This is a genomic window from Chromobacterium sinusclupearum, assembly GCF_002902845.1.
In the GTDB taxonomy this organism is placed as follows: Bacteria; Pseudomonadota; Gammaproteobacteria; order Burkholderiales; family Chromobacteriaceae; genus Chromobacterium; species Chromobacterium sinusclupearum.
The window spans coordinates 19,761-42,920 of sequence record NZ_PPTF01000060.1; the positions used below are offsets into that span (position 1 = coordinate 19,761).

Consider the following 23,160-nt stretch of genomic DNA (forward strand, 5'->3'; position numbering starts at 1 on the left):
AAGCTGAGATGAGCAAGACTAAACCACACAATACAACAAAGGCACTGGAGACCATGGAGGCAAACCGCCCCGATACCGCCACCCGCATCCTGGACGTTGCCGAACGTCTGTTTGTGGAGCATGGATTCGAGGCGACTTCGCTGCGCATGATCACCCAGCAGGCCGAGGTGAATCTGGCCGCGGTGAACTATCACTTCGGCTCCAAGGATGCGTTGTTCGAGTCCGTGTTCATGCGCAGGCTGGCGCCGTTGCTGGAAGACTGCCTGGCGGAACTGGACCTGCTGGAAGCGAAGCCGGGCGAATTGCCGCTGGAGCAACTGGTGCTGTCGTTCATTCGGCCGTGCCTGGTGTTGTCCAAGGACCCGTCCCGCGGCGGCGCCATGTTTGTGCGCCTGCTGTCGCGCACGCTGGTGGAAAACCACCGTCTGTTGCGCGAGACCATCTCGCAGCAGTACAGCGTGTTCGTGCAGCGCTACACGGAAGCGTTCCAGCGCGCGCTGCCCCATCTGGAGCCGGAGCAGCTCGCCTGGCGCATGCATCTCGCCTTTAGCGTCATGTTCAACGCCTTTGCCGGCAACGATGTGCTGAAAATCTTCACGCGCAGCCAGATCGTTACCGCCCGGGATCCGGACATGATCGTCAAATACCTGGTGCCGTTTGTGATAGCCGGTTTGGTCGCGCCCATCGAGGGCTGATTCCGCGTCGTTCGCCAAGGATTACAACAGCAAGGCGGCGCGCGGGACCGAGGGGTCAACACGAGGGTAAACACAATGATTGCTGCCGTAATTCTGGTCGCGCTGATCGTCGCGCTGGCCTACTGCGCCGCGCCGGTGCTGGTTTGGACCGTGGGCCTTGCCGCCTGGCTCGCCGCGTTCCAGTTCGTTTTCCATTGCGAGGTTCACGCCGCCGTCTGGGCGGTGTTCGCCGTTGTCGCCGCCGTGCTGAACATCGTGCCGCTGCGCCGCGCGGTGTTCACCGGTCCGGTGTTCGGCGTGTTCAAGAAAATCACGCCGGCGATGTCGCAGACCGAGCAGGAGGCCATCAACGCCGGCACGGTTTGGTGGGATCGCGACCTGTTCTCCGGCAAGCCAGACTACAACCGTCTGCTGTCTTTTCCGGACCCGAAGCTGACGCCTGAAGAGCAGGCGTTCATCGACGGCCCGACAGAACAGCTGTGCGCGATGATAGACGACTGGAAGATCACCCATGAGCTGAAGGATCTGCCGCCGGAAGTGTGGCAGTTCATCAAGGATCACGGCTTCCTGGGCATGATCGTCAAGAAGAAGTACGGCGGCCTGGAATTCTCCAATTACGCCCATGCCAAGGTGGTGACCAAGATCGCCACCCGTGGCGGCACCGCAGCGGTATCGGTGATGGTGCCGAACTCGCTCGGCCCGGGCGAACTGCTGCAGCATTACGGCACGGAGGCGCAGAAGGATTACTATCTGCCGCGTCTGGCCAAGGGCGTGGAAGTGCCGTGCTTCGCGCTGACCAGCCCGTATGCCGGTTCCGACGCCGGCGCCATCCCGGACTTTGGCGTGGTGTGCCGCGGTTCCTACACTCATCCGCGCACCGGCGAGCGTTTCGAAGACGTGCTGGGCGTGCGCGTCAGCTGGGAAAAGCGCTGGATCACCCTGGCCCCGGTCGCCACCATCCTGGGCCTGGCCTTCAAGATGTATGACCCGGATCACCTGCTGGGCGATAAGGAAGAAATCGGCATCACCTGCGCGCTGGTGCCGACCGAGCATGTCGGCGTGGAAATCGGCCGTCGCCATTTCCCGGGCGGCTCGGCCTTCATGAACGGCCCGACCTGGGGCAAGGACGTGTTCATTCCGCTGGAGTGGATCATCGGCGGCCGCGAATACGCAGGCCAAGGCTGGCGCATGCTAGTGGAATGCCTGTCGGTGGGCCGCTGCATCTCGCTGCCGGCCATGTCCGTCGCCTGCGGCAAGCTGACCAGCTACACCACCGGCGCCTATGCCCGCATCCGCGACCAATTCGGCCTGCCCATCGGCAAGTTCGAAGGCGTGGACGAGGCGATGGCCCGCATCGGCGGCTACACCTATCAGATGGAAGCGGCGCAGGATCTGGCCTTGACCGCCCTCGACAACGGCGAGAAGCCGTCCGTGCTGTCTGCCATCCTGAAGTACCACAACACCGAGCGCATGCGCAAAACGCTGAACGACGCGATGGACGTGCACGGCGGCAAGACCGTGGTGCTGGGGCCGCGCAACTATCTGGCGCGCGGTTATCAGGCCATCCCGATCGGCATCACCGTGGAGGGCGCCAACATCCTGACCCGTTCGATGATCATCTACGGCCAGGGCGCGATCCGCTGCCATCCGTTTGTGCTGCGTGAAATGAAGGCGGCGATGGCCAACGACGGCGCGGAGTTCGACAAGGCGATTACCGGGCATATCAACTTCGTCATCAGCAACTTCGTCCGCTCGCTGTGGCTGGGTCTGACCTGCAGCCGTTTCGCGAAGAGCCCGAAGGGCGGCGTCACCGCGGCGTACTACAAGCGCGTCACCCGTTTCTCCAGCGCCTTCGCGCTGCTGTCCGACATGGCCATGTTCAGCCTGGGCGGCTCGCTGAAGTTCCGCGAGAAGCTGTCGGCCCGCCTGGGCGACATGCTGTCCGGCCTGTACATCGCCACCGCCTCGCTGAAGCGTTTCGAGCGCGACGGCGCGCCGAAGGAAGACATCGCCGTGATGAGCTGGGCGGTGGAGAACGCCTTGTACGATGTGCAAGTGGCGATGGACGGCTTCCTGGCCAACCTGCCTAGCCGAGGCCTGGCCTGGGTGCTGCGCCGCATTATTTTCCCGTGGGGCCTGACGCTGAAGCCGGCATCCGACCGCACCGGCACCAAGGTGGCGCGCGCCCTGATGGAGCCGGGCGGCACCCGCGACCGCCTGACTCACGGCATGTACGTGCCTAAGGAAGAGACTGATCCGGTCGGCGTGCTGGGCCATGCGCTGAATGCGATTCTGGCCACCGATCCGGTGGAGCAGAAGCTGCGCAAGCTGGCGCGTGACGGCAAGTTCAAGACCATCACCGCGCGCGAGCGCCTGGCCGAGGCCTTGCAAACGGGCCTGATCAATCAGGAGGAGTTCGATGCGGTAACCCGCGCCCGCAAGCTCAAGCGGGATGTGATCATGGTGGACGACTTCGACAAGAAGCTGGAACAGCATGATGACAAATTGCTGCAGCGCCTGATTTTCTAAGCCAGGCAACGTGGTACCATGCGCCGGATACCGCATGTATCCGGCGTTCCGCAAAGCGGCCGCGTCTCATGCGGCCGCTTTGTCGAACGCGACAAAGTGATAAAGGCGGGAGAGTGTGTGATGGAACAGCAAGAAGCCAGGGTGCCGGTGTTGCGGGTAAGGGCCTTGCCCACCAGCACCAATGCCTATGGGCGAGTGCAGGCAGGCTGGCTGATGAGCCAGATCGACTTGGCGGGCAGCCTGGATGCCGAGCGTTTGTCGCGCGGCCCGGTCACCACGGTGGCCGTCAACGCTTTCCAGTTTTCCGCGGCCATCTTGTTGGGCGATGTGGTGGATCTATATGTGGAGCGGCTGCGCATCGGCCAGAAGTCCATCACGCTGAAAATCTCAGTGGAGGCGCAGCGCATGGATGGCTCGCACGTGCGGATCACCGAGGTGATCGCCACCTATGTCGCCATCGATCGCGACGGCAAATCGCGTCTGCTGGAAGCGGGCTGAGGCAATATTGTTTCGGTCTTCATCAATTGTTGTGGAAATGTTGCAGTAAAACGAACGTTTGGAATAATAGCTCCACGGTTTGGTTGGATTGCTCTAATTCTCTGGTAGCATCGACCATGACTCACGACATGAATGGGTCATGATCAATGAAAAATATCTACTCAAGCAAGACTAGAGAGGGAAGCATGAAGCTCAAGCATCTTAGCCTGTCCGTGATGATCATGGGCACCGCGTTCGGCCTGGCGTCTACACAGGCTGCTGCCTCGGGTTATCAGTTTGGTTCGCAGAGCGTTTCCGGCCAGGGCACCGCCCACGCCAACGGCGCCGAAGCCAACGATCCTTCCACCATCTTCACCAACCCGGCTGGCTTGAGCCGCCTGGATGGCACGCAAATGGTACTGGGCGCCACGCTGGTGGTGCCGGACTCCAAGTACACCGACAACGGCTCCACCAATATCCTGGGTCAGTCTACTGGCGGCGGCAATGGCGGTACTTTCGCGCCCAAGGCCGTGGCTGCGCCCACTTTCTATCTGTCGCACAAGATCAACGACAAGATCACCGCCGGCATCGGCATGTTCGTGCCGTATGGCGCGAAGCTGGACTACGGCTTTGACTGGGCCGGCCGTTACGCCTTGAAGAGCGTCAACCTGCAGTCGCTGAATATCAATCCGTCCATTTCCTTCAAGTTTGACGACCGTAACTCCTTTGGCTTTGGCGTCTCGGCTCAGTATATGAAGGCGACGCTGGAGCAGATGGCGGATGCGACCAGTGGTTTGGCGCTGACCGCGGCTAAACTGGGTGGCATCAATGTTCCGGGTCTGGGGGTAGTAACTGATCCCAAAATGATTTCGCAAATTATGCGATCTCAAGGTATTGGTGGCGATGGCCTGGGCCACATCGAGGGTGATGACTGGGGCTTTGGCTGGAACATGGGCTATATGTTTCAGTTGAACGAAAATACTCGCTTCGGTCTTGCTTATCGCTCCTCTGTGAAGCAGTCCTTGCGTGGTACTTCTACCTGGACATTCGACAATGTGACTGGCAGTGTCACATTGCCAGGCGTCGGAACTCTGCCAGCTTCGGTTGCGGCAAAATCCAAACACCCCAATGCCTCGGCATCAGTCGATCTGTCTACCCCGGAAACCGTGTCCGCCAACTTCTTCCATCAGTTGAATCCCAAGGTGGCGCTGATGGGCGATGTGACCTGGGTGCGCAACTCGCGTATGCAGCAGATTGATATCAAGCAGTACGGCGCTACACCGGCTCAGGGCGATCTGGTGATCCACCAAAACTGGAAGGATACCTGGCGCGTGTCGTTCGGCTCCAACTACCAGTTGAACGATGCCTGGATGCTGCGCGGCGGCGTGGCTTGGGAGCAGTCTCCGCTGCAATCCGACAATGATCGCCACCCGGCGCTGCCGGATAGCGATCGCCTGTGGCTGTCGTTCGGCGCCAACTACAAGATCAATAAGCAAAGCTCCATCGATCTGGCCTATAGCTTCATTGATTTCAAGAATGCCAATGTTAACTACTCCGATTCTTGCAATCCGACAGGGCAAAATCCCGATGGCTCTCTGTGTACCGGCAACGGCGGCACCGTCAAGGGTAGCTACAAGACCTATCTGCAGTTGATCGGCGTGCAGTACAACTATCGTTTCTAAGCGGTTAACACCGTTCGGAAATCGGCAACAGGGCAGGCGTCAGCGCTTGCCCTGTTGCCGTTTCGGCACAGCTGAAGCCGTTGTTGCGCTTGCTGATATGTTGCGTGCAGATTTTTTACAAAACCTGCTTTGATTTTGCCCAAAATGGGTTAGACTAATCCCACATAAAAGCGAGTGTTTGATATTTTATCTGCGCTCGCAGATCACCCCCCGGTAGGAGTGCTTTATCCGTGCCGGCGAGGGTGGAAGCGCCAGGAAACATTCTCCGGGTGCGGCCGGAACAATAGCGATTCAGTCCGGCCTTACTATCAAGTAGTACCCGGCGCCGCGCCTGTCACAGTCGGCGCGGATTCTGGGCAAGGACGATTCAACGCCCGTCCTTGGAAGCAAGCAGGACAGGTTGAGAGGGGCCTGTCTCATGTGTGTTTCAACAAATCGAGGAAACCATGTCTCAAACCAAATTCAATGTACGCAAGGTTGCCGTGCTCGGCGCTGGCGTGATGGGGGCGCAGATTGCCGCCCACCTGGTGAACGCCAAAGTCCCGACCATTCTGTTTGACTTGCCGGCCAAGGAAGGCGACAAGAACGGCATCGCGCTGAAGGCCATCGACGGTCTGAAGAAGCTGAAACCCTCTCCGCTGGCGGGCAGCGACGTTGTCGCCCACATCCAGCCGGCTAACTATGATGACCACCTGCATCTGCTGAAGGACTGCGATCTGGTGATCGAAGCCATCGCCGAGCGCATGGACTGGAAGGTGGACCTGTACCACAAGGTGGCCCCGCATCTGGGCGAGCACACCATCTTCGCCACCAACACTTCCGGCCTGTCCATCAACAAGCTGGCCGAAGGCTGCCCGGACTCGGTCCGCCCGCGCTTCTGCGGCGTGCACTTCTTCAATCCGCCGCGCTACATGCACCTGGTGGAAATCATTCCCTGCGTGACTTCCGACGCCCACATCCTGGACAACCTGGAGCGCTTCCTGGTGTCCACGCTGGGCAAGGGCGTAGTCCGCGCCAAGGACACCCCGAACTTCGTGGCCAACCGCATCGGCGTGTTCTCCATGCTGGCCACCATCGCCAACGCCGCCAAGTACGGCATCCGCTTCGACGTGGTGGACGACCTGACCGGCCCGCGCCTGGGCCGCCCGAAGTCCGCCACTTTCCGCACCGCCGACGTGGTGGGCCTGGACACCTTCGCCCACGTGGTGAAGACCATGCAGGACACCCTGCCGCAAGACCCGTGGCACAGCCTGTTCGTGACGCCGGACTGGATGCAGGGCCTGATCTCCGCCGGCGCGCTGGGTTCCAAGACCAAGGCCGGCATCTACAAGAAAGACGGCAAGCGCATGCTGGTGCTGGACCCGGCCAAGGGCGAGTACGTGGGCTCCGGCGAGAAGGGCGACGACGCGGTCAAGGATATTCTGAAGATCGCCAATCCGGCCGAGAAATTCCAGAAGCTGCGCGAGAGCGAGCATCCGCAGGCGCAGTTCCTGTGGGCATGTTTCCGCGACGTGTTCCACTACATCTCCTTCCATCTGGCCGATATCGCCAACTGCGCCCGCGACGTGGACTTCGCCATCCGTTGGGGTTTCGGCTGGTTCGCCGGTCCGTTTGAAACCTGGCAAGCCGCCGGTTGGCAGCAAGTAGCCAAGTGGCTGCAGGAAGACATCGCCGCCGGCAAGTCCCTGGCCAAGGCTGAACTGCCGGCCTGGGTGCTGGAGGGAGACCGCGCCGGCGTGCATTTCGCCGACGGTTCCTACAATGCCGCCGACAAGAAACTGGTAGGCCGCTCCGCGCTGGACGTTTACGCGCGTCAGCTGGCGCCGGCCAAGGTGCTGGGCGAGAAGTCCGAGCAGCTGGGCGAAACCGTCTACGAGAACGAAGGCGTGCGCGCCTTCACCACCGGCGACGACGTGCTGGTGGTGTCGTTCAAGTCCAAGGCTCACGCCATCGGCCCGGCCGTGCTGGATGGCTTGAACACCGCGATTGACATCGCCGAAGACCGCTTCAAGGGCTTGGTGATCTGGCAAACCGAAGAGCCGTTCTCTGTCGGCGCTGACCTGCAATCGATGATGCCGGCCTTTATGATGGGCGACTGGGATGCCATCGACGCCATGATCGGCCGCTTCCAGTCCACCGCGTTGCGCCTGCGCTACAGCCAGATCCCGACCGTGGCCGCCACTCAGGGCTACGTGTTCGGCGGCGGCTGCGAGTTCGCCATGCATTGCGACAAGACCGTGGCCGCGCTGGAATCGTACGTGGGCCTGGTGGAAGTGGGCGTGGGCCTGCTGCCGGGCGGCGGCGGCTGCAAGGAATTCGCGCTGCGCGCCTCGCAGGAGTCCAAGGGCGATCTGCTGGCCGCGCTGAAGGATTACTTCATGAACATCGCCACCGCCAAGGTCGCCACCAGCGGCATCGAGGCGCAGGAACTTGGCTTCTTCCGCAAGGGCGACGCCGTGGTGTTCAATGCCTATGAGCTCTTGTACGTCGCCAAGCAGCAGGCGCTGGCGTTGGCCGAATCTGGCTACCGTCCGCCGCTGAAGGTGAAGGGCTTCCCGGTGGCGGGCCGATCCGGCGCCGCGTCGATCAAGGGCCAATTGGTGAACATGCTGGAAGGCAACTTCATCAGCCAGCACGACTTCTTCATCGCCTCGCAGATCGCCGACGTGATGACCGGCGGCGATGTGGAGGCCGGCACCCTGGTCAACGAGCAATGGATTCTGGACCTGGAGCGCAAGGCCTTCATGACCCTGCTGAAGAACTCCAAGACCCAGGATCGCATCGCGAACATGCTGACGACCGGCAAGCCGCTGCGCAACTAAGTGCTTGGGGATGATTCTGCTGCGCGTGCCGATCTCAAGGCTGTGATGCTCGCCGTACCACTTGTACGGCTGCGCGTCTCGCCTTGACCTCGGCCCGCTCACTGCGAATCCTCCCGCAAGCACGGCCAATAGCCAGATGATAGGTCGGTTGATTTCTACCGCTTGGATCAGCCGGCCGACAGGAGAATCGAAAATGAGCAAACAAGTACAAGAAGCTTACATCGTCGCCGCCACCCGCACCCCGGTGGGCAAGGCGCCGCGCGGCATGATGCGCAATGTGCGTCCGGACGACATGCTGGCGCATGTGATCACCGGCGCGCTGGCCCAGGTGCCGAACCTGGACCCGAAACTGATTTCCGACTGCGTGGTCGGTTGCGCCTTCCCGGAAGCGGAGCAGGGCCTGAACATGGCGCGCATCGGCGTGCTGCTGGCCGGCCTGCCCAACACCGTGGGCGGCATCACCATCAACCGCTACTGCTCGTCCGGCATCAACGCCGTGCAGATGGCGGCCGACCGCATCCGCCTGGGCGAAGCCGACGTGGTGATCGCGGCCGGTTCGGAATCGATGTCTCTGGTGCCGATGATGGGCAACAAGGTGTCGCTGAACCCGGAAATCTTCGCCAAGGACGAGAACTACGGCATCGCCTACGGCATGGGCCTGACCGCTGAAAAAGTGGCGCAGCAGTGGGGCGTGTCGCGCGAGGATCAGGACGCGTTCGCGGTGGAATCGCACCGTCGCGCGCTGGCTGCCATCGATGGCGGCAAGTTCAAGAACGAAATCACCCCGCTGGAAGTGACCTACCGCACGCCGAATCTGGAAACCGGCGAAGTGATCGTCAAGAAGCGCGTGCTGGACACCGATGAAGGCCCGCGCCGCGAAACCACGCTGGAAGGCCTGGCCAAGCTGAAGACCGTGTTCGACGCCAAGGGCTCCGTCACGGCCGGCAACTCCTCGCAGATGTCCGACGGCGCCGGCGCGGTGATCCTGGTGTCCGAACGCGTGCTGAAGGAATTCAACCTGGTGCCGCTGGCCCGCTACGTGACCTTCTCGGTCAAGGGCGTGCCGCCGGAAATCATGGGTATCGGTCCGAAGGAAGCCATCCCGGCCGCGCTGGCTCAGGCAGGACTGAAGCAGGACGACCTGAAATGGATCGAGCTGAACGAAGCCTTCGCCGCGCAGGCGTTGGCGGTGATTCGCGATCTGAACCTGGATACGTCCAAGGTGAACCCGCATGGCGGCGCCATCGCTCTGGGCCACCCGCTGGGCGCGACCGGCGCGATCCGCACCGCAACCCTGATCCACGGCATGCGCGACGCCGGCATGAAGGGCCACGGCATGGTGACGATGTGCATCGGCACCGGCATGGGCGCCGCCGGCATCATCGAAGTGCTGTAAACCTGTCCGGCTTGACCTGACAAAAACCCCGCCGGGTTTCTCGGCGGGGTTTGTTTTATGGTTTCGCGGTGGTGATGTCCCCAGCGGTTGTTGACGTTTGCTGGGCTGCGGCCTCCCGCAATTTGTCCTTCTTGCTCTTGCGTTTGCCCTTGATGCCGCCGTTGCCGTCCGGGTCCACCAGAGAGACGGCCGGCAGCATGGTCTCGCTTGGCTCGAAGCCGGCGATCCGCTCGCGCGTCAAGCATAGTTGCTGGCGCTTTTCTATCAAGCGGAAATGGGCGGCGCAGTCGGCGCTGATAAAGCTGATGGCCTCGCCGCTAGCGCCGGCGCGGCCGGTGCGGCCGATGCGGTGGGTGTAGTCTACCGGCGAGCGCGGCAGGTCGTAGTTGACCACCAGCGGCAGCCTGGCGATGTCGATGCCGCGCGCCGCCACGTCGGTGGCGACCAGCACCCGCAGCTGGCCGGTCTTGAGATCGGCCAGCACCTGGCCGCGCTGGCTCTGGCTACAGTCGCCGTGCAGGGCGGCGGCCCTCACGCCGGCGCGTTGCAGCTTGTCCGCCACTCTGTCCGCCGCCTGGCGGCTGGCGACGAATACCAAGACCCGATTCCAGTCATTTGTCGCCAGCAGATGGCGCAGCAGCATGGTGCGCCGCGCGGTGTCCACCTCGATGGCGCGCTGGCGGATGTCCGGCGCGGTGGCGGCCGTCTGCTCGATGTCAATGCGCAGCGGTTGGCTCAACAGCTGTTCCGCCAAGGCGCGCACGGCGGGCGGGAAGGTGGCGGAGAACATCAGGCTCTGCCGCGTCTGCGGCAGCCGGGCCAGCAGGCTGCCCAGCTCGTCAGCGAAGCCCAGATCGAGCAGACGGTCCGCTTCGTCCAGCACCAAGGTGTTGACGGAGGATAGCCGCAGCGCGTTGTGCGCGAGCAGGTCCAGCAGGCGGCCGGGGGTGGCCACTACGATGTCGGCACCGCCGCGCAGGGCCATCATCTGCGGCTTGATAGACACGCCGCCGTAAACCACGGCGACTTTCAGGCTGCGCGGCAGGGCCTGAGCCAGATCGCGCAGAATGCCGCCGACCTGCGCCGCCAGTTCGCGGGTGGGCAGCAGAATCAACGCCCGAGGTTGGCGCAGCATGGCGCGCGGGCTGGCCAGCCATTGCTGCAGCAGCGGCAGGCAGAAGGCCGCGGTTTTGCCGGAGCCGGTCTGCGCGGTGGCCAGCACGTCGCGGCCTTGCAAAATGGCGGGGAGGGCGGCGCTTTGGATGGCGGTGGGCTGGGCATAGCCTTGCTTGAGCGCGGACTGGGCCAGATCGGGCTGCAGGCCCAGGGCGGTGAATGGCATGAATGAAGACAACTATAGATAAAGTGGGGGCTTGTGGCCTGAAGCGGCAGGAGTATCGGCCGCGCCGGCCGCGAGGTCAAGCAATGAGGCTCAACTTGTCAGCGTGAAGCGTCATTTGCGAGTAATATCCGGGTTCGTTACCTAAATAAAGCCATCTGCCCATGCAAACAGAAGTCAAAGAGAAGCCCCGTTACGCCATCGTCGCCTCGGTGCAGCTGCCGGAAGTCAGCGATGTCGAGTTCGAAGCCTCGCTCACCGAATTGAGCGAGCTGGCCAAGACGCTGGGTTTCCAGGTGGTGCAGACCTTTGTGCAGAAGCGCAGCAGTTTCGATCGCACCGCCTATATGGGCGTGGGCAAGCTGGAAGAGATCAGCCAGTTCGTCAAGCGCGGCATCCGCGCGGACGAGCTGGAAGACGATGCGCAAGAATGGGACGCCAGCGCGGTCGAGATCGACGCGTTGCTGGTGGACCACGAAATCTCGCCGTCGCAGGCGCGCAATCTGGAATTGGCGGTCGGCTGCGAAGTGATGGACCGCACCATGGTCATCCTGGAGATTTTCCATCGCAACGCCCGCTCGCGCGCGGCACGCGCCCAAGTGGAAATCGCCCGTCTCGGTTATATGGCGCCGCGGCTGCGCGAAGCGGCCAAGCTGGCCGGCCCGCAAGGCCGGCAGCGCAGCGGCATGGGCGGACGCGGCGCCGGCGAATCCCATACCGAGCTGGACCGCCGCAAGGTGCGCGACCGCATCGCCGAGCTGCAGCGCGAAATCATCGCCATGGAACTGGAGCGCAAGACCCAGCGCGCGCGCCGGCTGGAGCGGCAGGGCATCGGCCTGGGCGGGGTATCGCTGGTCGGTTACACCAATGCCGGCAAATCCACCTTGATGCGGGCGATGACCGGCAGCGAGGTGTTGGTGGCCAACAAGCTGTTCGCCACGCTGGACACCACGGTGCGCGCGCTGTACCCGGAAAGCGTGCCGCGCGTGCTGGTCAGCGATACCGTCGGCTTCATCAAGAACCTGCCGCACGGCCTGGTGGCCTCGTTCAAGTCCACGCTGGAAGAGGCGCTGGACGCGTCGCTGCTCTTGCACGTGATCGACGCCAGCGACCCCGGCTTCCAGCGCCAGCTGGAAGTGACCGACGCGGTGCTTCAGGAAATCGGCGCCGATGAGGTGCCGCGCATCCGCGTGTTCAACAAGATAGACCATGTCGGCGATGAGGCCGAGCAGGCCGCCTGGACGGCGGAGCTGCAGACGCGCTACCCAGGCTGCGTGGTAATGAGCGCCCGCAGGCCGGAAGAAGTGGCCAGCCTGCGCGCCGCCATCGTCTCCTTCTTCCAGCAGGATCTGGTGGAGGAGGAGCTGTTGCTGCCGTGGTCGGCGCAGCAATTGCGCGGCGAAATCTACAGCCACTGCCAGGTGCTGGAAGAACGCACCGAGGACGAGGGCAGCTGGTTCCGCGTGCGCGGCGAACCGGAAAAACTGCGCGTCCTGCGCGAACAGCTCAATCCCGGCTCGCAGGGCAGGGAAAAGGAATACTGGGAGGTCTAGGAAGACCAGCCCATCGAGGCGTGGCTACAAGTAGAATGCCGTCGCCACAAAGATAAAGAGCCCTGCTTGCCAGGGTTCTTTTCTTTATCAGGGTAATCTTCCCTCTTGCCAGCGCATGGCGATTGAATGCAAATTCCTTGCTTGAGTGGGAAGGGAACCCATAAGGAAATGACAAGATGGCGAGCAATGTTGAAATCAAGGCGCGCGTGGCGGATATCGATGCGCTGGAGCGAACAGTTCAGGCGTTGGCTGGGCAAGCGCCATCCTCCCGCCAGAGCCTGAGTATCGCGCTGGAGCGGCCGGATCAGCCCGAGGTGATGGCATTGATAGACGAACTCGATGCCTATCAGAAGCCCTTATACCCCGCGGAAAGCCATCACGGCGTCGATGTGGAGGCCTTGCTGCGGCCGGAAGTGGCGTTTGCGGTGGCGCGCGATGAAACCGGCGCGGCGGTGGGGTGCGGCGCAGTTTGGTGCGCGGCGGAATATGGCGAATTGAAGCGGATGTTCGTGCGGCCGCAATGCCGGCGGCGCGGCGCCGCGCGCAGCGTGCTGGCGTTTCTGGAGCGGCAGGCGCAGGCGCGAGGCTGCGCCGCCATGATGCTGGAGACCGGCATCCACCAGCACGAGGCCATCGCCTTGTACCAGCGCGCCGGTTATGGCTTTTGCGCGCCGTTCGGGTCCTACCGCGAGGACCCGTACAGCGTATTCATGCGCAAAGCGTTTTGACTATCAGGAAGTCTTGCCCAGGTGAGCGGCCAGCTGGCGGGCGCTGTCTTTGCACCATTGGTCGATCAGCGGCTTGATCAGATCCAGCGTCATCTGTTCTTCCTTGGTCTTGCTCTTTTTGTTCTGCCGCAGGTTGACCGTGCCCGCCAGCAGGGTGCCATCCTGAGCATCTTCCAGCTGCGCCATGCTGCCTATCTTCAGCAGATAAGGCTCTTTGCCGGTGGCGAGCCGCGCCAGGTTGAACACTGCCTTGATCGGCAGCAAGTCCACGGCATCCACTCCTGGCCGGTCTTGGGAGACGGCGGTGACCGCCACGCGCAAGCGGGCGACGCCGGGCGCGGCTTGCTGCGTCATCGCGACGCCGGCCGATGTCAGCTCGGCCTGCATCCGTTGATGGAAATAAGCGGCAATCGCGTTCTCATCGCCTGATTGCAGCAGCTCCCAGTTGCCATCCTTGGCTTGGCGCATGAACAGCAATGGCTCCAGCAAAACGGCGTTGTAGGCTTTCAGATCGACGCCCGGCTTCAGATAGACACGCTGATCCGGGTTGCTTTTGCTTTGCTGGAAGGCGCTGAGCGGAACGGTGAACAGGTTTTCCGAGTTCGCTGCTTCGCCGGCGGACCAGGCGGGCAGGCTCAAGCCCAGTCCGAGAGCGCAACACAGGGTCAGTGCGGACAGTTTCATCGTCGGTTCCTTTGTTAGTCGATTGAAGTATGCAGACATGCTGTCGACAGCATAATTCGGACAGAGGAAATTGTCGCGTGCCGTGTGCGGGAAACGACAAGGCCCGCGGAAGCGGGCCGGAGATTCAGCGATGCAGGTAGGTGAACAAGGCCAATAGTATGATGCAGCAGATGACCATCAGATTCAGCAGGATTTCTTCCTGAATCGGCTCGGAATGGAGCTTGTCGTCCATGCGGAGCCGGGAATGATTCAGTTTATGCAGCCAATATTGCAAGAGAGAGTTCGAACTGGGACCGTCGGGGTCGGCGTTGCCGGTTTTCATGATGGAAGTCCTGCGTAAACGAAAATTTATAGGCAGGCATTTTACTCTTTTTGCATATTGCCGCAACTTCTCGCTCCGCAGTGTTGTCCTTTCCGCCACATGGAACAACGACGCCCTGATTGCCCTCCAGCATCCCGCGTCCCGCTCAGATGAATTCACCCTCAGGCAAGCCCAGATTAATCGTGGTTGAGCGAAACGCCGCTGCGGCGGATTGCGCCCGTGCTGACAGCAGCTCCAGCATCACTGTCTTGCCAAGTCGATCGCTGCGCAAGGCATGGTTTCCCGAGTGGGCAAGCAGCACCACATCGTCAACCGTTCTCCAACCCGCCGCCAGCGCGTAAAACGGCGCCAGCTCGGCATCGCAGGTGAAGGCTGCGATGTCATAGTTTCCGCATTCTCTCAGCCAGGCGGAGGCCGCTGCGACAACGCGCTCGCCCAGGCCTTGCCGCCGATGGCCAGGGTGAGTCGCGACGCAACTGAGGGCGGCCAGGGCAAAAGCCTGCCCGCCATGGCTGACGGTCAAGCCCACTACTGCGGCGTAAGCGACGGGATGGCCATGCTGCAGCAGACAGAATGCTTGCGCGTGATATTCCGGCTTGTGCAGCGCGTCGTCAGGGTCCGGCTCCCCCGGGCACTGGTAGGCCTGGTGCAGCATGACGGCGCATTCGCGACGCAGTGCCTGCGGCAAGGCCTGATAGGGTTGGGACAGGATTTCCATGGTGTATTCCGGTTTGGGTGTGAACGGCATGGCTGGGACCGCGGCGCGAGTGTGGGGCTGGGATGCCGCCCCTGGTCACGTCGTCAGCGTCTGCAGCGTATCCAGCCGCCCGCGCATCCGGCTCATGGCCTGCTCGTCGAGATGGCCGCGGCAGCTGTCGACGGCGCGCTGGCCCAGCGTCCGCAGCGATTGGCGGAAGGCCGCGCTGTGGGCGACGGTGGCGATATCGGTCAGCGCCGCCAAGAGGCGCAGGCTGACTGCCATGTCGCCGCGCGCGTAATGGCGGATCTGTTCGAAGGCCGATTCCAGCAGCGCGTCGAAATCCATGGCCGGGATGGTGACGCGCACCACTCCTGGCGGGTCGTAATAGTGCTGTTGCGGAGCATTGCGCTGCGCGTACAGGCACAGGATGCGGCTGAGCTGATCGACGCAGGCAATCGCGGTGGTGGGGTCGTTGACCGCCGGCGAGATGGCTTTCAGCGCGATATCGACGATCTGCAGCACGCCGAATTCCACATCCTGTTGCAGGGTGCGGCTGGGTCCGATGTCGATCGCGGACAGCATGGCCTGGCGCAGCCTGGGGGTAAGCCTTTCCTCGCGCGAGGCCAGCAGCAGCGGGATGCCGGCCGGCGCAAATTGGCCGACGCGGCGTGTGACGCGCAGTTTCAGTTGATGCGTCTTGGCCAGTTGCACCAGCTTGCGGGTATCAATGAAGCGGACATAGCCCGCCGTCCGGTTGAGGATGGGCGCATCCGGCTGGACGGCGTTGGGAGCCGCGCCGGCCGGCCACAACCGGTCCTCATGCGGCGCCGGCATCTGCTCCTGGATTGCCTGTTCGGTCTCCGCGGCGATGCGGTCGACGATGTAGTTGACGCTGATGGCGCGCGAGATGTGATGGATGAAGAACAGCAGGCCGATCACGCAAGCCACCGCCAGCAACATGGCGCCGAATACCGTCAGCACCGGGCTGAAAGCGTAGGGCTTGATTCGGGCAGCCGGCAAGGCGGCGATGCAGTAGGCGAACGTGCCGAGGAAGATGCCCAGCGTCCGCTGCGTGACCTTGTCGCGGGAGAAGCTGACGATGATTCTGGGCGAGAACTGCATGGACGCCAGCGTCAGCGACATCAGCAGAATGGCGAATACGATGGACACCACGGTCATGATGGAGGTGGCGATGGCGGACAGAATCACCTGGGCCACCTGAGGGTCGCTGCGCGACGGGAACAGAATCTGCGGCAGCCAGGCGCCAAGCGCCGGATGCGTTTCTTCCAGCCAGGACAAGCAGCCGCCGACAAAGCCCAGCGCCAGCGAAATGATCAGCGGGCGCACCAGGAAGCCGCCGCGAAGATTGAACAGGATGTGCTGGATGGCGCGTGGCAGGTGTCTGGTCATGGTGCTTGGGTGGAGTCGATGCGCGACGGACAGGATGCACATGATATCTGGTTTGCCCGGCGTACGGTTGAGGTCTGGGCGGCTTCGACCTGATCTACACTGTATTGATATTCATGATCGCTGGGAGCCGGCTATGGCACTGCGTTTGACGGTGGGGCGGCGGATTGCCGTGTTGATCGTTCTTTCCATTGTCGCTTTTGTGCTGCTGGGCGCGATCAGCCTGTCGCGCCTGCAGGCTGTGCAGCTGCAATTGCGCAAATTGGACGAGGTGTCGCTGGCCGAGGTGGACATCTCGCGCAGCCTCAGCGCAGAGCTGACAGGCATGAGGCTGGAGACGGTGCGCCATATCGCCAGCCGCGATCCGGCGGTCAAGCAGGCGGCGGAGCAGCAGGTGCGAAAGCATAGGGAGAACCTGGACAGCTTGCTGGCCGCCTATCATCAGTTGCCGTTGCAGGCCGAATTGCAGCAGAAGGGCGAGCAGTTCCAGTCCCGGCTGGCCGAATACATTGACGCCGTCTCCCCCTTGCTGGCCGCCTCCAAGGCCGATCCGGATCATCCCCCTCCGGTGTACAACCCCAAGATCAATGGCGCGGCCGGTTCGATGGGCACGTTGGTGGAAGATATGGTCAAAGCCAGCCGCGAAGACGCGCGGGCAGAGCGGCTGGCGGCGGAGCAAGATTACAAGGCCGCGTGGGGACAGATGATCGCTGTGATCGTCGTCGGCGTGCTGGTGTTGTTGGGCGCCGGCTATGTTCTGCAGCGCTCAATCACCGTGCCTTTGAACGGGGCTCGGGATGCGCTTGCGCAAGTGGCGCGCGAACTCGATTTCACCCGCCGCACCGAGCCGGCGGGGCATGACGAGATCGCGGATGCGCTGCAAGCGCTGGATTCCTTGCTGCAGACGCTGCAGCGCAGTTTCAGCGAGGTGGCGGTGCAGTGAGCGGGGTGGCGGACTCGGCGCGCGGCATGCGAGAAACCGCCGACGAGCTGGCGGTCAGCGCCGCGACATCGTCACAGGCCTGCTCCAGCATGGCGGCCTCGGTGGAGCAACTGACGGTCAGCATCGCCCATGTGCGCGACCGCGCACAGGAGGCCAGCCGGCTCAGCAGCGACTCTGGGCATTTGGCGGCGTCCGGCGAGCAAGTGATCCTCAAAACCGTGGCGCAGATCCAGTCCTCGGTTGAAACCGTCAGCGACGCGGCCGGCACCGTGGAAAAGCTGCGCGACCAGGTTGCGGCGATAGGCAGCGTGACTGAGGTCATCAAAGGTGTAGCGGAACAAACCAATCTTTTGGCGCTGAATGCGTCGATAGAGGCCGCGCGGGCCGGCGAAATGGGACGTGGCTTCGCGGTGGTGGCGGACGAGGTGCGCATGCTGGCAGAGCGGACGGCAGCGGCGACGCTGGAGATCAATGGCATGATCCAGGCGATGCAGCAGGAGGCGTTGAACGCGGTGCGGCATATGAATGAGGTGGTCGGCGAGGTGCGGGGCTGCGAACAATCGGCTAATCAGGCCGGAGAAACCATCACCCAGATCAGCCAGCGCGCCGCCGAGGCTGTCGCCTTGGTCGGCGAGATCGCCTCTGGGATCGGCGAGCAGGCGGACGCCAGCACTGAAATTGCGCAGCAGCTGGAACGAATCGCGCAGGTTTCCGAAGAGGGCAGTAACGTGGCGGACACGACCTCGACTGCGGCGCAGCGTCTCAACGCGCTGGCGGCCGAGCTGCGCGCCACCGTATCGCGCTTCAAGGTATAGCGGCTGCTGATGCGCATCATGCTTGGCGCGGCATTGGCGCGGATGGCGTAGGCCGCCATGGGCGGGCCGCGGTATGCCCGCCGTTTGTCGCGCCGTGCCACTCAGGGCCTGAGGGTGGCCCTGCTGCCGGCTGGCTAGCGTTTGCGCTTGCCGGCCTTTTCACTGGCGCGCTGCGGGCAGGCGGCGCAGGGGTTTTCGCACATGCCGGCGCCGCTCAGCGATTGTTTCAGCGCGCAGACCGAACGGCGACAGGCGATGAAGCGGATTTGTTGCTCAGCGGCCAGTTCGCGGAAGTGGCGCATCACATTGTGGCCCAGGAAGTCGGTGAACAGGATCAGCAGCTCGGTGCCGGCGGGCAGCCGGTCCACCTTGCGCTGGTGCGAGCTGTTGCGGCCGCTCAGGTGGCGGTTGATGGTAATGCCGTAGCTCTGCAGCACGTCGGGGATGTTGCCCAGCGTGTCGGCTCCAACCAGCATGGCGTTCATGGCACGATCTCCTTTAGTGATTTTTGAGAATGATAATAATTATCATTTCCAGCGTCAACCTGTACTTTCAGCATGTTTCGTCCCGTGATGGCGGCCGCCACGCATTGCGCCTATGTTGTAAAGATTGAACGCATGGATGGGTGGATCGGCGGGAAGGAGCATCATGAAGTCTAGGCTGCTGGGTATCTTGGCTATGGTTCTGCCGCTATTGCTGTCGACCGCAAGGGCGGATCAGTTGGCGCAGGTTCAACGCAAAGGCGTGCTGGAGATAGGCCTGGAGGGAACGTTTCCGCCTTATAGTTTTCGCGCCGCGGCCGGGGCCGAGTTGCAGGGTTTCGAAGTGGATTTCGGCCGCGAGCTGGCGAAGCAACTCGGTGTCCAGGCGCATTTCCATACCATTGCCTGGACCCATATGCTGAGCAGCCTGTCGGCCCGCCGGGTGGATGTGGTGCTAAACCAGGTGGTGGCGACCACCGAGCGTCAGCGCCGTTTTGATTTTTCCATCCCCTATACCTATAGCGGTTTGCAGATGGTGGTGCGCAAGGCCGACGCGGCGCGTTTCCACAGCGCGGCGGATCTGGCCGGCGCGCACGTCGGCGTCGGGGCCGAGACCAACTATGAACAGTGGCTGCGCTCCAATGCGCCGCAGGCCCATGTCCATCTGTACCACGACGATTTAACCAAATACGACGGCTTGCGCCGAGGCGAGGTGGATGCCATCGTGATCAATCGGCTGGCGGCGCTGAATCTGATGCTGAAGACGCGGGGCGACTTGGTGGCCGCGGGGAGGATGCTGGCGCGGGAGGATGCCTGCGTGGTGATGCGCAAGGACAATCCGCAGCTGCTGATGCGGGTCAATCGCGCTATCGGACATCTGCAGCGCGACGGCGCCTTGTTGGCGCTGTCGCGCAAGTGGTTCATGGCTGATATCGTCAGCCGGCCGGATCAGCCGTAGACGTCCACCTGGCTGATCATGCCGGCCTGGCCGTCGTCCTTCAGATAAACGCCGGCGCTTTCCATCTGTGCGGTTGGGGCGATGCTGGCGCTGTCCTGGCGCATGGTCAACGGCGCCTGGACGCTGGGCAGCAAAATGGCGCCGATATGCGCCTGTTGCAGGGTTTCCAGCTGGTCTTTGCCGTCGCTGCCGCGTCCGGTCCAGATTCTCAATTGCGCATAGTCCGGTCCAGATTCTCAATTGCGCATACACGGGGTCGGACTCATCGATCACGCCATCGTGATTGACATCATATTTGGCCAGGTCGGCGAAGCCATTGCCGGATTGCGGGCCGAACAGCTCGCTGCCGTTGCCTACCTTGCCGCTGCCATTTTTGTCCAGTACCAGCCAGCCGCCATCGGTGGGGAAGGGGAGCTGGGTCATCTGGCCGTTGTTCTGCAGGTCGAAGCTCGCCGTGGCGCCGCTGAAGCGGCCGGCGTCGGCGCCCAGCGAGATCATCAGCGGGTCGTGCGGCTGGCCGCCGTTCAGGCTGCCGGCGCTGCTGTGGTACTGGTAAAGGCTCTGCATCGACAGGTTCAGCGAGAACTGGAATTGCTTGCCGTCCTGCGTGGTGACCTGGCCGTTGGCGGAGAATTGCAGCTGCTGTTTGTCCTGGTAGTCAACGCTTTGCTCAGCGTCGACTTGCGGCGGCGGCGAGGCAGGCGCGCTCGGCGCTTGGCCGGTAGCGGGCTGCGACTTGTTGTCCCAGAGCCAAATGTGGATGCCGAACGCTTTTTCGACAATCGCCTTGATCAGGCTGAGCAAGCCGCTGATGTCGTTTTGCAGCGCCAAAGCCATGAGGCTCTGCACGCCCTGGCTGCTCAGCTGGACGTTATCCTGCGGGGCAGGCTGCGCAGTTTGCTGCGTCACGGTCACGCTTTGCCGGATGTCCAGCGATTGGGTTTGCGTGAAGCTGCTGCCGAGCTTGGCATCTACGGAGGCAATACGCATGGCGCGAGTCCGATCAAGGCGGGAATGCCCCTGTATCGACGCCGCCCGGCGCAACTTGATGCTGTGGCGATTGCGTATTGCCTGCCGTCTCAGGCGGTGCTGGCGAGCTTATAAATCCTTGCCGGAGCGCCAGATCGACCAGACCAGCCACACGCTGTTGAGCAGCGCCAGCATGAAGCCGAAGAAGCCGAAGAACGGCAGGCCGAACAGCTTGGGCCCGGCGTTCACCGTCATCACGATGGACGAGCCTATGATCAGGCAGCCGGTGACGATGCCCATGGTCAGCCGGTTGCTGCTGCGGTCCAGCTGCTTGCCGAAGCTGTCCAGCCTCTGCAGGTCCAGGTTGACGCGGAACTTGCCGTGACGCATGTCTCGGCCCACCCGCACCAGGTCGCGCGGCAGGCCGGTGATCATTTCCAGCCCCTCGGACAAGGACTGCCGGCCGCGCTTCAGCAGCGCCGCCGGGTGGTAGCGCGCGACGATCAGCTCTTTGACGAAGGGGGTGATGTGGGCCACCAGCTGGAAATCCGGGTTCAGTTGCCGGCCCAGCCCTTCCAGCGTGATCAGCGCCTTGAACAACATGGCCATGTCCGGCGGCAGCACGATGCCGTGGTTGCGGATCAGCGTCATGATGTCGCCGATCAGCTGGCTGATGTTCAGGCCTTTCAGCGGCACATGTTCGTACTGGAACATGAATTCGCTGACTTCGTCGGCGAATTTCTGCATGTCCACCGGCGTGTTGCCGGTCCACTCGATCAGCACGTCGATGATGCCGTGCTCGTTGTGTTCGGCCACGGCCGACAATAGATCGACGATTTCGTCGCGCCGCACATGGCTGATGCGGCCCACCATGCCGAAATCGATGAAGGCGATGCGGTGATCGGCCAGGAAGAACACATTGCCGGGGTGGGGGTCGGCATGGAAGAAGCCGTTGACCAGAATCATCTTCAACACCGCGTCGGCGCCGCGTTGCGCCAGCAGCACCGCGTCCAGGCCGCTGCTTTCCAGGCGAGTCAGGTCGCTGGCGGGGATGCCGTCGACGTAGCTTTGCACGTTGACCGCGGCATTGGTGTATTGCCAGTGCACGCGCGGCACTTCCACCCATGGGTCGTCGGCGAAGTCCTTGCCGAAGCGCTCCATATTGCGCGCTTCAATGGCGAGGTCCAGCTCGCGCCGCAGAGAGCGCGAGAACTGGGCGACGATGCCGGACGGCTGGTAGCGGCGCAGTTCCGGAAATTCCAGTTCCAGCAGGTGGGCCAGGTGAGCCAGGATGCGCAGGTCGGCCTCCACTTTTTCCGCGATGCCGGGGCGGCGCAGCTTGACCGCCACCTCGCTGCCGTCATGCAGCCTGGCGCGGTGCACTTGGGCGATGGAGGCGGAGCCGATCGGCCGCATGTCGAATTCGGCGAACAGCGCCTCGGGCGAGTCTCCCAGCGCGTCACGCACCAGGCGCTCTACGGCGGCCGGCGGCAAGGGCGGCACGCGGTTTTGCAGTTTCTCGAATTCGTCTATCCAGTCCGGCGGGAACACGTCGACGCGGGTGGACAGGATCTGGCCCAGCTTGATGAAGGTGGGGCCCAGCTCTTCAAAGGCCAGCCGCACCCGCACCGCCGTCGGCTGGCCGGATTCGCCGTCCGGCAGGCCCAGATTCAGCCACTCGCCGGCTTTTTCCATGGCGCGGGGCAGTTTCAGCCGCTGCGCGAACTCTCCCAGGCCATGACGGATCAAAATTCCGCTGATTTCTCTTAGTCGCGGTAAGTCCCGCATTGCAATCAAGGTTTCCCGAATCATGTGCTTTTCGCCGTTCCGCTTGGCTTTACACTACCGGTCCCGTCCGATAGAGTGCGGCCTATGAAATTGCAACTCCGCTTATCAGCGCTGGCGCTGGCGGGCTTTATGGTTTTCGCCCAGGCTGCGCCAGACAAGGCCGCGCCGGACAAGCCCCCGGTCGATGGCAAAACGGCAGCCGACAGCTCGGCGGCCGACAAACCGGACGATCCCATCTCCAAGTACGCCGCTCCGCAAGAGGATGCGGTGGGTGATCTGCTTTTGCAAGCGATGAGTCTCCTGGGCGTGGCCTACCGCTTCGGCGGCAACACGCCGGATGACGGCCTGGACTGCAGCGGCTTTATCCGTTACGTGTTCCAGAAGTCGCTGCGCGTCAACCTGCCGCGCACCGCCGCCGAAATGGCCAAGGTGGGCAAGTCCGTCGGCCGCGGCGAACTGGTGCCAGGGGATCTGGTGTTCTTCAACACCCGAGGCTTCAATTATTCCCATGTCGGCATTTACATGGGCAATAACAAATTCATCCATGCGCCGCGCACCGGCAAGAACATTGAAGTGGCCAATCTGTCACAGAGTTACTGGAGCGCGCGTTACAATGGAGCGCGCAGGGTCAATCGTAGCACCGCCTACCAGGCGGCCGATACGTCTGATGACGTCAGCGTGAAGGGCGGCGCCAAGAAAGCCGAGTCGCAAGTCAAATGCCGCAAGGGCAAGAAGTGCAAGGCGGCCGAGCCGGCGCGCGGCAAAAAGGCGGCCAAGGCCTCGCATGCCGCCAAGAAGAAGCACAAGCGCTGAACCCAAGGGTCTAGCCTGATGCCCGCAGCTTGCGGGCATCTTGTTTTCAGGAACGAAA

Annotated in this window: 20 protein-coding genes and 1 pseudogene; 12 read left to right on the forward strand and 9 right to left on the reverse strand. The window is 62.7% G+C overall.

Features of this window, described 5'->3' with window-relative positions:
* Positions 1 to 53 precede the first annotated feature (53 nt).
* The 6 genes from C2134_RS12055 (at position 54) to C2134_RS12080 (ending at position 9,601) form a co-directional block, all read left to right on the forward strand.
* Positions 54 to 695, forward strand: a complete 642-nt coding sequence (locus tag C2134_RS12055) for a TetR/AcrR family transcriptional regulator (RefSeq protein WP_043626145.1) — start codon at positions 54 to 56, stop codon at positions 693 to 695.
* A gap of 75 nt (positions 696 to 770) precedes the next feature.
* The gene (locus C2134_RS12060) at positions 771 to 3,224 is read left to right on the forward strand and encodes an acyl-CoA dehydrogenase (protein WP_103320355.1); all 2,454 of its coding nucleotides are present in this window, start codon (positions 771 to 773) and stop codon (positions 3,222 to 3,224) included.
* Between the two features lie 120 nt (positions 3,225 to 3,344).
* On the forward strand, positions 3,345 to 3,722 hold the full coding sequence (locus C2134_RS12065) for an acyl-CoA thioesterase (protein ID WP_071110464.1): 378 nt from the start codon (positions 3,345 to 3,347) through the stop codon (positions 3,720 to 3,722).
* Positions 3,723 to 3,868: 146 nt separating this feature from the next.
* Positions 3,869 to 5,383: an OmpP1/FadL family transporter gene (locus tag C2134_RS12070; protein ID WP_233196432.1), complete on the forward strand. Its 1,515-nt coding sequence runs from the start codon at positions 3,869 to 3,871 to the stop codon at positions 5,381 to 5,383.
* 446 nt (positions 5,384 to 5,829) lie between these two features.
* Entirely contained in the window at positions 5,830 to 8,205 is a 2,376-nt protein-coding gene (locus C2134_RS12075) for a 3-hydroxyacyl-CoA dehydrogenase/enoyl-CoA hydratase family protein (protein ID WP_103320631.1), read from the forward strand.
* Between the two features lie 193 nt (positions 8,206 to 8,398).
* Complete coding sequence (locus C2134_RS12080) at positions 8,399 to 9,601, forward strand: acetyl-CoA C-acyltransferase (protein ID WP_103320359.1); 1,203 nt, start codon at positions 8,399 to 8,401, stop codon at positions 9,599 to 9,601.
* Between the two features lie 55 nt (positions 9,602 to 9,656).
* Here C2134_RS12080 and C2134_RS12085 read toward each other — a convergent pair whose 3' ends face one another.
* Positions 9,657 to 10,943, reverse strand: coding sequence for a DEAD/DEAH box helicase (locus C2134_RS12085; RefSeq protein ID WP_199179930.1), 1,287 nt, complete (start codon positions 10,941 to 10,943; stop codon positions 9,657 to 9,659).
* A gap of 161 nt (positions 10,944 to 11,104) precedes the next feature.
* Between C2134_RS12085 and hflX the strand changes: the two genes are divergently transcribed.
* Both hflX and C2134_RS12095 read left to right on the forward strand, forming a co-directional pair.
* The gene (gene hflX, locus C2134_RS12090; RefSeq protein WP_103320360.1) at positions 11,105 to 12,493 is read left to right on the forward strand and encodes a GTPase HflX; all 1,389 of its coding nucleotides are present in this window, start codon (positions 11,105 to 11,107) and stop codon (positions 12,491 to 12,493) included.
* 176 nt (positions 12,494 to 12,669) lie between these two features.
* Positions 12,670 to 13,221 carry a GNAT family N-acetyltransferase gene (locus C2134_RS12095; RefSeq protein WP_199179931.1) on the forward strand — a complete coding sequence of 184 codons (552 nt, stop codon included), beginning with the start codon at positions 12,670 to 12,672 and terminating at the stop codon, positions 13,219 to 13,221.
* A 3-nt stretch (positions 13,222 to 13,224) separates the two neighbouring features.
* Here the strand turns inward: C2134_RS12095 and C2134_RS12100 are convergent, their stop codons facing one another.
* From C2134_RS12100 to C2134_RS12115, 4 genes are all read right to left on the reverse strand, one after another.
* Positions 13,225 to 13,905 (reverse strand): DUF3313 domain-containing protein, encoded by a 681-nt coding sequence (locus tag C2134_RS12100; RefSeq protein WP_158248757.1) that lies wholly within the window; start codon positions 13,903 to 13,905, stop codon positions 13,225 to 13,227.
* A gap of 124 nt (positions 13,906 to 14,029) precedes the next feature.
* The gene (locus tag C2134_RS12105; protein ID WP_103320364.1) at positions 14,030 to 14,227 is read right to left on the reverse strand and encodes a hypothetical protein; all 198 of its coding nucleotides are present in this window, start codon (positions 14,225 to 14,227) and stop codon (positions 14,030 to 14,032) included.
* A 145-nt stretch (positions 14,228 to 14,372) separates the two neighbouring features.
* Complete coding sequence (locus C2134_RS12110) at positions 14,373 to 14,945, reverse strand: GNAT family N-acetyltransferase (protein WP_158248758.1); 573 nt, start codon at positions 14,943 to 14,945, stop codon at positions 14,373 to 14,375.
* A 75-nt stretch (positions 14,946 to 15,020) separates the two neighbouring features.
* Positions 15,021 to 16,337, reverse strand: a complete 1,317-nt coding sequence (locus C2134_RS12115) for a DUF2254 domain-containing protein (RefSeq protein ID WP_103320367.1) — start codon at positions 16,335 to 16,337, stop codon at positions 15,021 to 15,023.
* Between the two features lie 133 nt (positions 16,338 to 16,470).
* Between C2134_RS12115 and C2134_RS12120 the strand changes: the two genes are divergently transcribed.
* Both C2134_RS12120 and C2134_RS21235 read left to right on the forward strand, forming a co-directional pair.
* Positions 16,471 to 17,277 carry an MCP four helix bundle domain-containing protein gene (locus C2134_RS12120; protein ID WP_158248759.1) on the forward strand — a complete coding sequence of 269 codons (807 nt, stop codon included), beginning with the start codon at positions 16,471 to 16,473 and terminating at the stop codon, positions 17,275 to 17,277.
* A 26-nt stretch (positions 17,278 to 17,303) separates the two neighbouring features.
* Positions 17,304 to 18,092 carry a methyl-accepting chemotaxis protein gene (locus tag C2134_RS21235; protein WP_158248760.1) on the forward strand — a complete coding sequence of 263 codons (789 nt, stop codon included), beginning with the start codon at positions 17,304 to 17,306 and terminating at the stop codon, positions 18,090 to 18,092.
* A gap of 134 nt (positions 18,093 to 18,226) precedes the next feature.
* On the opposite strand, the gene C2134_RS12130 is transcribed toward C2134_RS21235, so the two are convergent.
* Positions 18,227 to 18,577, reverse strand: coding sequence for a DUF2325 domain-containing protein (locus tag C2134_RS12130; RefSeq protein ID WP_071110474.1), 351 nt, complete (start codon positions 18,575 to 18,577; stop codon positions 18,227 to 18,229).
* Positions 18,578 to 18,740: 163 nt separating this feature from the next.
* On the opposite strand from C2134_RS12130, the gene C2134_RS12135 reads away from it, so the two are divergent.
* Positions 18,741 to 19,532, forward strand: a complete 792-nt coding sequence (locus tag C2134_RS12135) for a transporter substrate-binding domain-containing protein (RefSeq protein ID WP_103320373.1) — start codon at positions 18,741 to 18,743, stop codon at positions 19,530 to 19,532.
* On the opposite strand, the gene C2134_RS12140 is transcribed toward C2134_RS12135, so the two are convergent.
* The 3 genes and pseudogenes from C2134_RS12140 to C2134_RS12150 form a co-directional block, all read right to left on the reverse strand.
* Positions 19,523 to 19,744 (reverse strand): hypothetical protein, encoded by a 222-nt coding sequence (locus C2134_RS12140; protein WP_103320374.1) that lies wholly within the window; start codon positions 19,742 to 19,744, stop codon positions 19,523 to 19,525. The two genes, C2134_RS12135 and C2134_RS12140, sit on opposite strands and share 10 nt — an antisense overlap.
* A 73-nt stretch (positions 19,745 to 19,817) precedes the next feature.
* Positions 19,818 to 20,522: pseudogene (locus C2134_RS22240) on the reverse strand (SPM autocatalytic domain-containing protein); the annotation flags it as partial.
* Between the two features lie 108 nt (positions 20,523 to 20,630).
* Positions 20,631 to 22,250 (reverse strand): ABC1 kinase family protein, encoded by a 1,620-nt coding sequence (locus tag C2134_RS12150; RefSeq protein WP_369406780.1) that lies wholly within the window; start codon positions 22,248 to 22,250, stop codon positions 20,631 to 20,633.
* Positions 22,251 to 22,373: 123 nt separating this feature from the next.
* On the opposite strand from C2134_RS12150, the gene C2134_RS12155 reads away from it, so the two are divergent.
* Complete coding sequence (locus tag C2134_RS12155) at positions 22,374 to 23,102, forward strand: C40 family peptidase (protein WP_103320380.1); 729 nt, start codon at positions 22,374 to 22,376, stop codon at positions 23,100 to 23,102.
* Positions 23,103 to 23,160: the final 58 nt, after the last annotated feature.

What these genes read in the sequence shown, in the direction of transcription:
- C2134_RS12075 (WP_103320631.1), top strand. Translation starts at nt 5,830, where the DNA reads ATGTCTCAAACCAAATTCAATGTACGCAAGGTTGCCGTGCTCGGCGCT.
- C2134_RS12105 (WP_103320364.1), bottom strand. Translation starts at nt 14,227, where the DNA reads ATGAAAACCGGCAACGCCGACCCCGACGGTCCCAGTTCGAACTCTCTC.
- C2134_RS12130 (WP_071110474.1), bottom strand. Translation starts at nt 18,577, where the DNA reads ATGAACGCCATGCTGGTTGGAGCCGACACGCTGGGCAACATCCCCGAC.
- C2134_RS12085 (WP_199179930.1), bottom strand. Translation starts at nt 10,943, where the DNA reads ATGCCATTCACCGCCCTGGGCCTGCAGCCCGATCTGGCCCAGTCCGCG.
- C2134_RS12120 (WP_158248759.1), top strand. Translation starts at nt 16,471, where the DNA reads ATGGCACTGCGTTTGACGGTGGGGCGGCGGATTGCCGTGTTGATCGTT.
- C2134_RS12115 (WP_103320367.1), bottom strand. Translation starts at nt 16,337, where the DNA reads ATGACCAGACACCTGCCACGCGCCATCCAGCACATCCTGTTCAATCTT.
- C2134_RS12080 (WP_103320359.1), top strand. Translation starts at nt 8,399, where the DNA reads ATGAGCAAACAAGTACAAGAAGCTTACATCGTCGCCGCCACCCGCACC.
- C2134_RS12060 (WP_103320355.1), top strand. Translation starts at nt 771, where the DNA reads ATGATTGCTGCCGTAATTCTGGTCGCGCTGATCGTCGCGCTGGCCTAC.
- C2134_RS12135 (WP_103320373.1), top strand. Translation starts at nt 18,741, where the DNA reads ATGAAGTCTAGGCTGCTGGGTATCTTGGCTATGGTTCTGCCGCTATTG.
- C2134_RS12065 (WP_071110464.1), top strand. Translation starts at nt 3,345, where the DNA reads ATGGAACAGCAAGAAGCCAGGGTGCCGGTGTTGCGGGTAAGGGCCTTG.
- C2134_RS12070 (WP_233196432.1), top strand. Translation starts at nt 3,869, where the DNA reads ATGAAAAATATCTACTCAAGCAAGACTAGAGAGGGAAGCATGAAGCTC.
- C2134_RS21235 (WP_158248760.1), top strand. Translation starts at nt 17,304, where the DNA reads ATGCGAGAAACCGCCGACGAGCTGGCGGTCAGCGCCGCGACATCGTCA.
- C2134_RS12155 (WP_103320380.1), top strand. Translation starts at nt 22,374, where the DNA reads ATGAAATTGCAACTCCGCTTATCAGCGCTGGCGCTGGCGGGCTTTATG.
- C2134_RS12110 (WP_158248758.1), bottom strand. Translation starts at nt 14,945, where the DNA reads ATGGAAATCCTGTCCCAACCCTATCAGGCCTTGCCGCAGGCACTGCGT.
- C2134_RS12095 (WP_199179931.1), top strand. Translation starts at nt 12,670, where the DNA reads ATGGCGAGCAATGTTGAAATCAAGGCGCGCGTGGCGGATATCGATGCG.
- hflX (WP_103320360.1), top strand. Translation starts at nt 11,105, where the DNA reads ATGCAAACAGAAGTCAAAGAGAAGCCCCGTTACGCCATCGTCGCCTCG.
- C2134_RS12100 (WP_158248757.1), bottom strand. Translation starts at nt 13,905, where the DNA reads ATGAAACTGTCCGCACTGACCCTGTGTTGCGCTCTCGGACTGGGCTTG.
- C2134_RS12055 (WP_043626145.1), top strand. Translation starts at nt 54, where the DNA reads ATGGAGGCAAACCGCCCCGATACCGCCACCCGCATCCTGGACGTTGCC.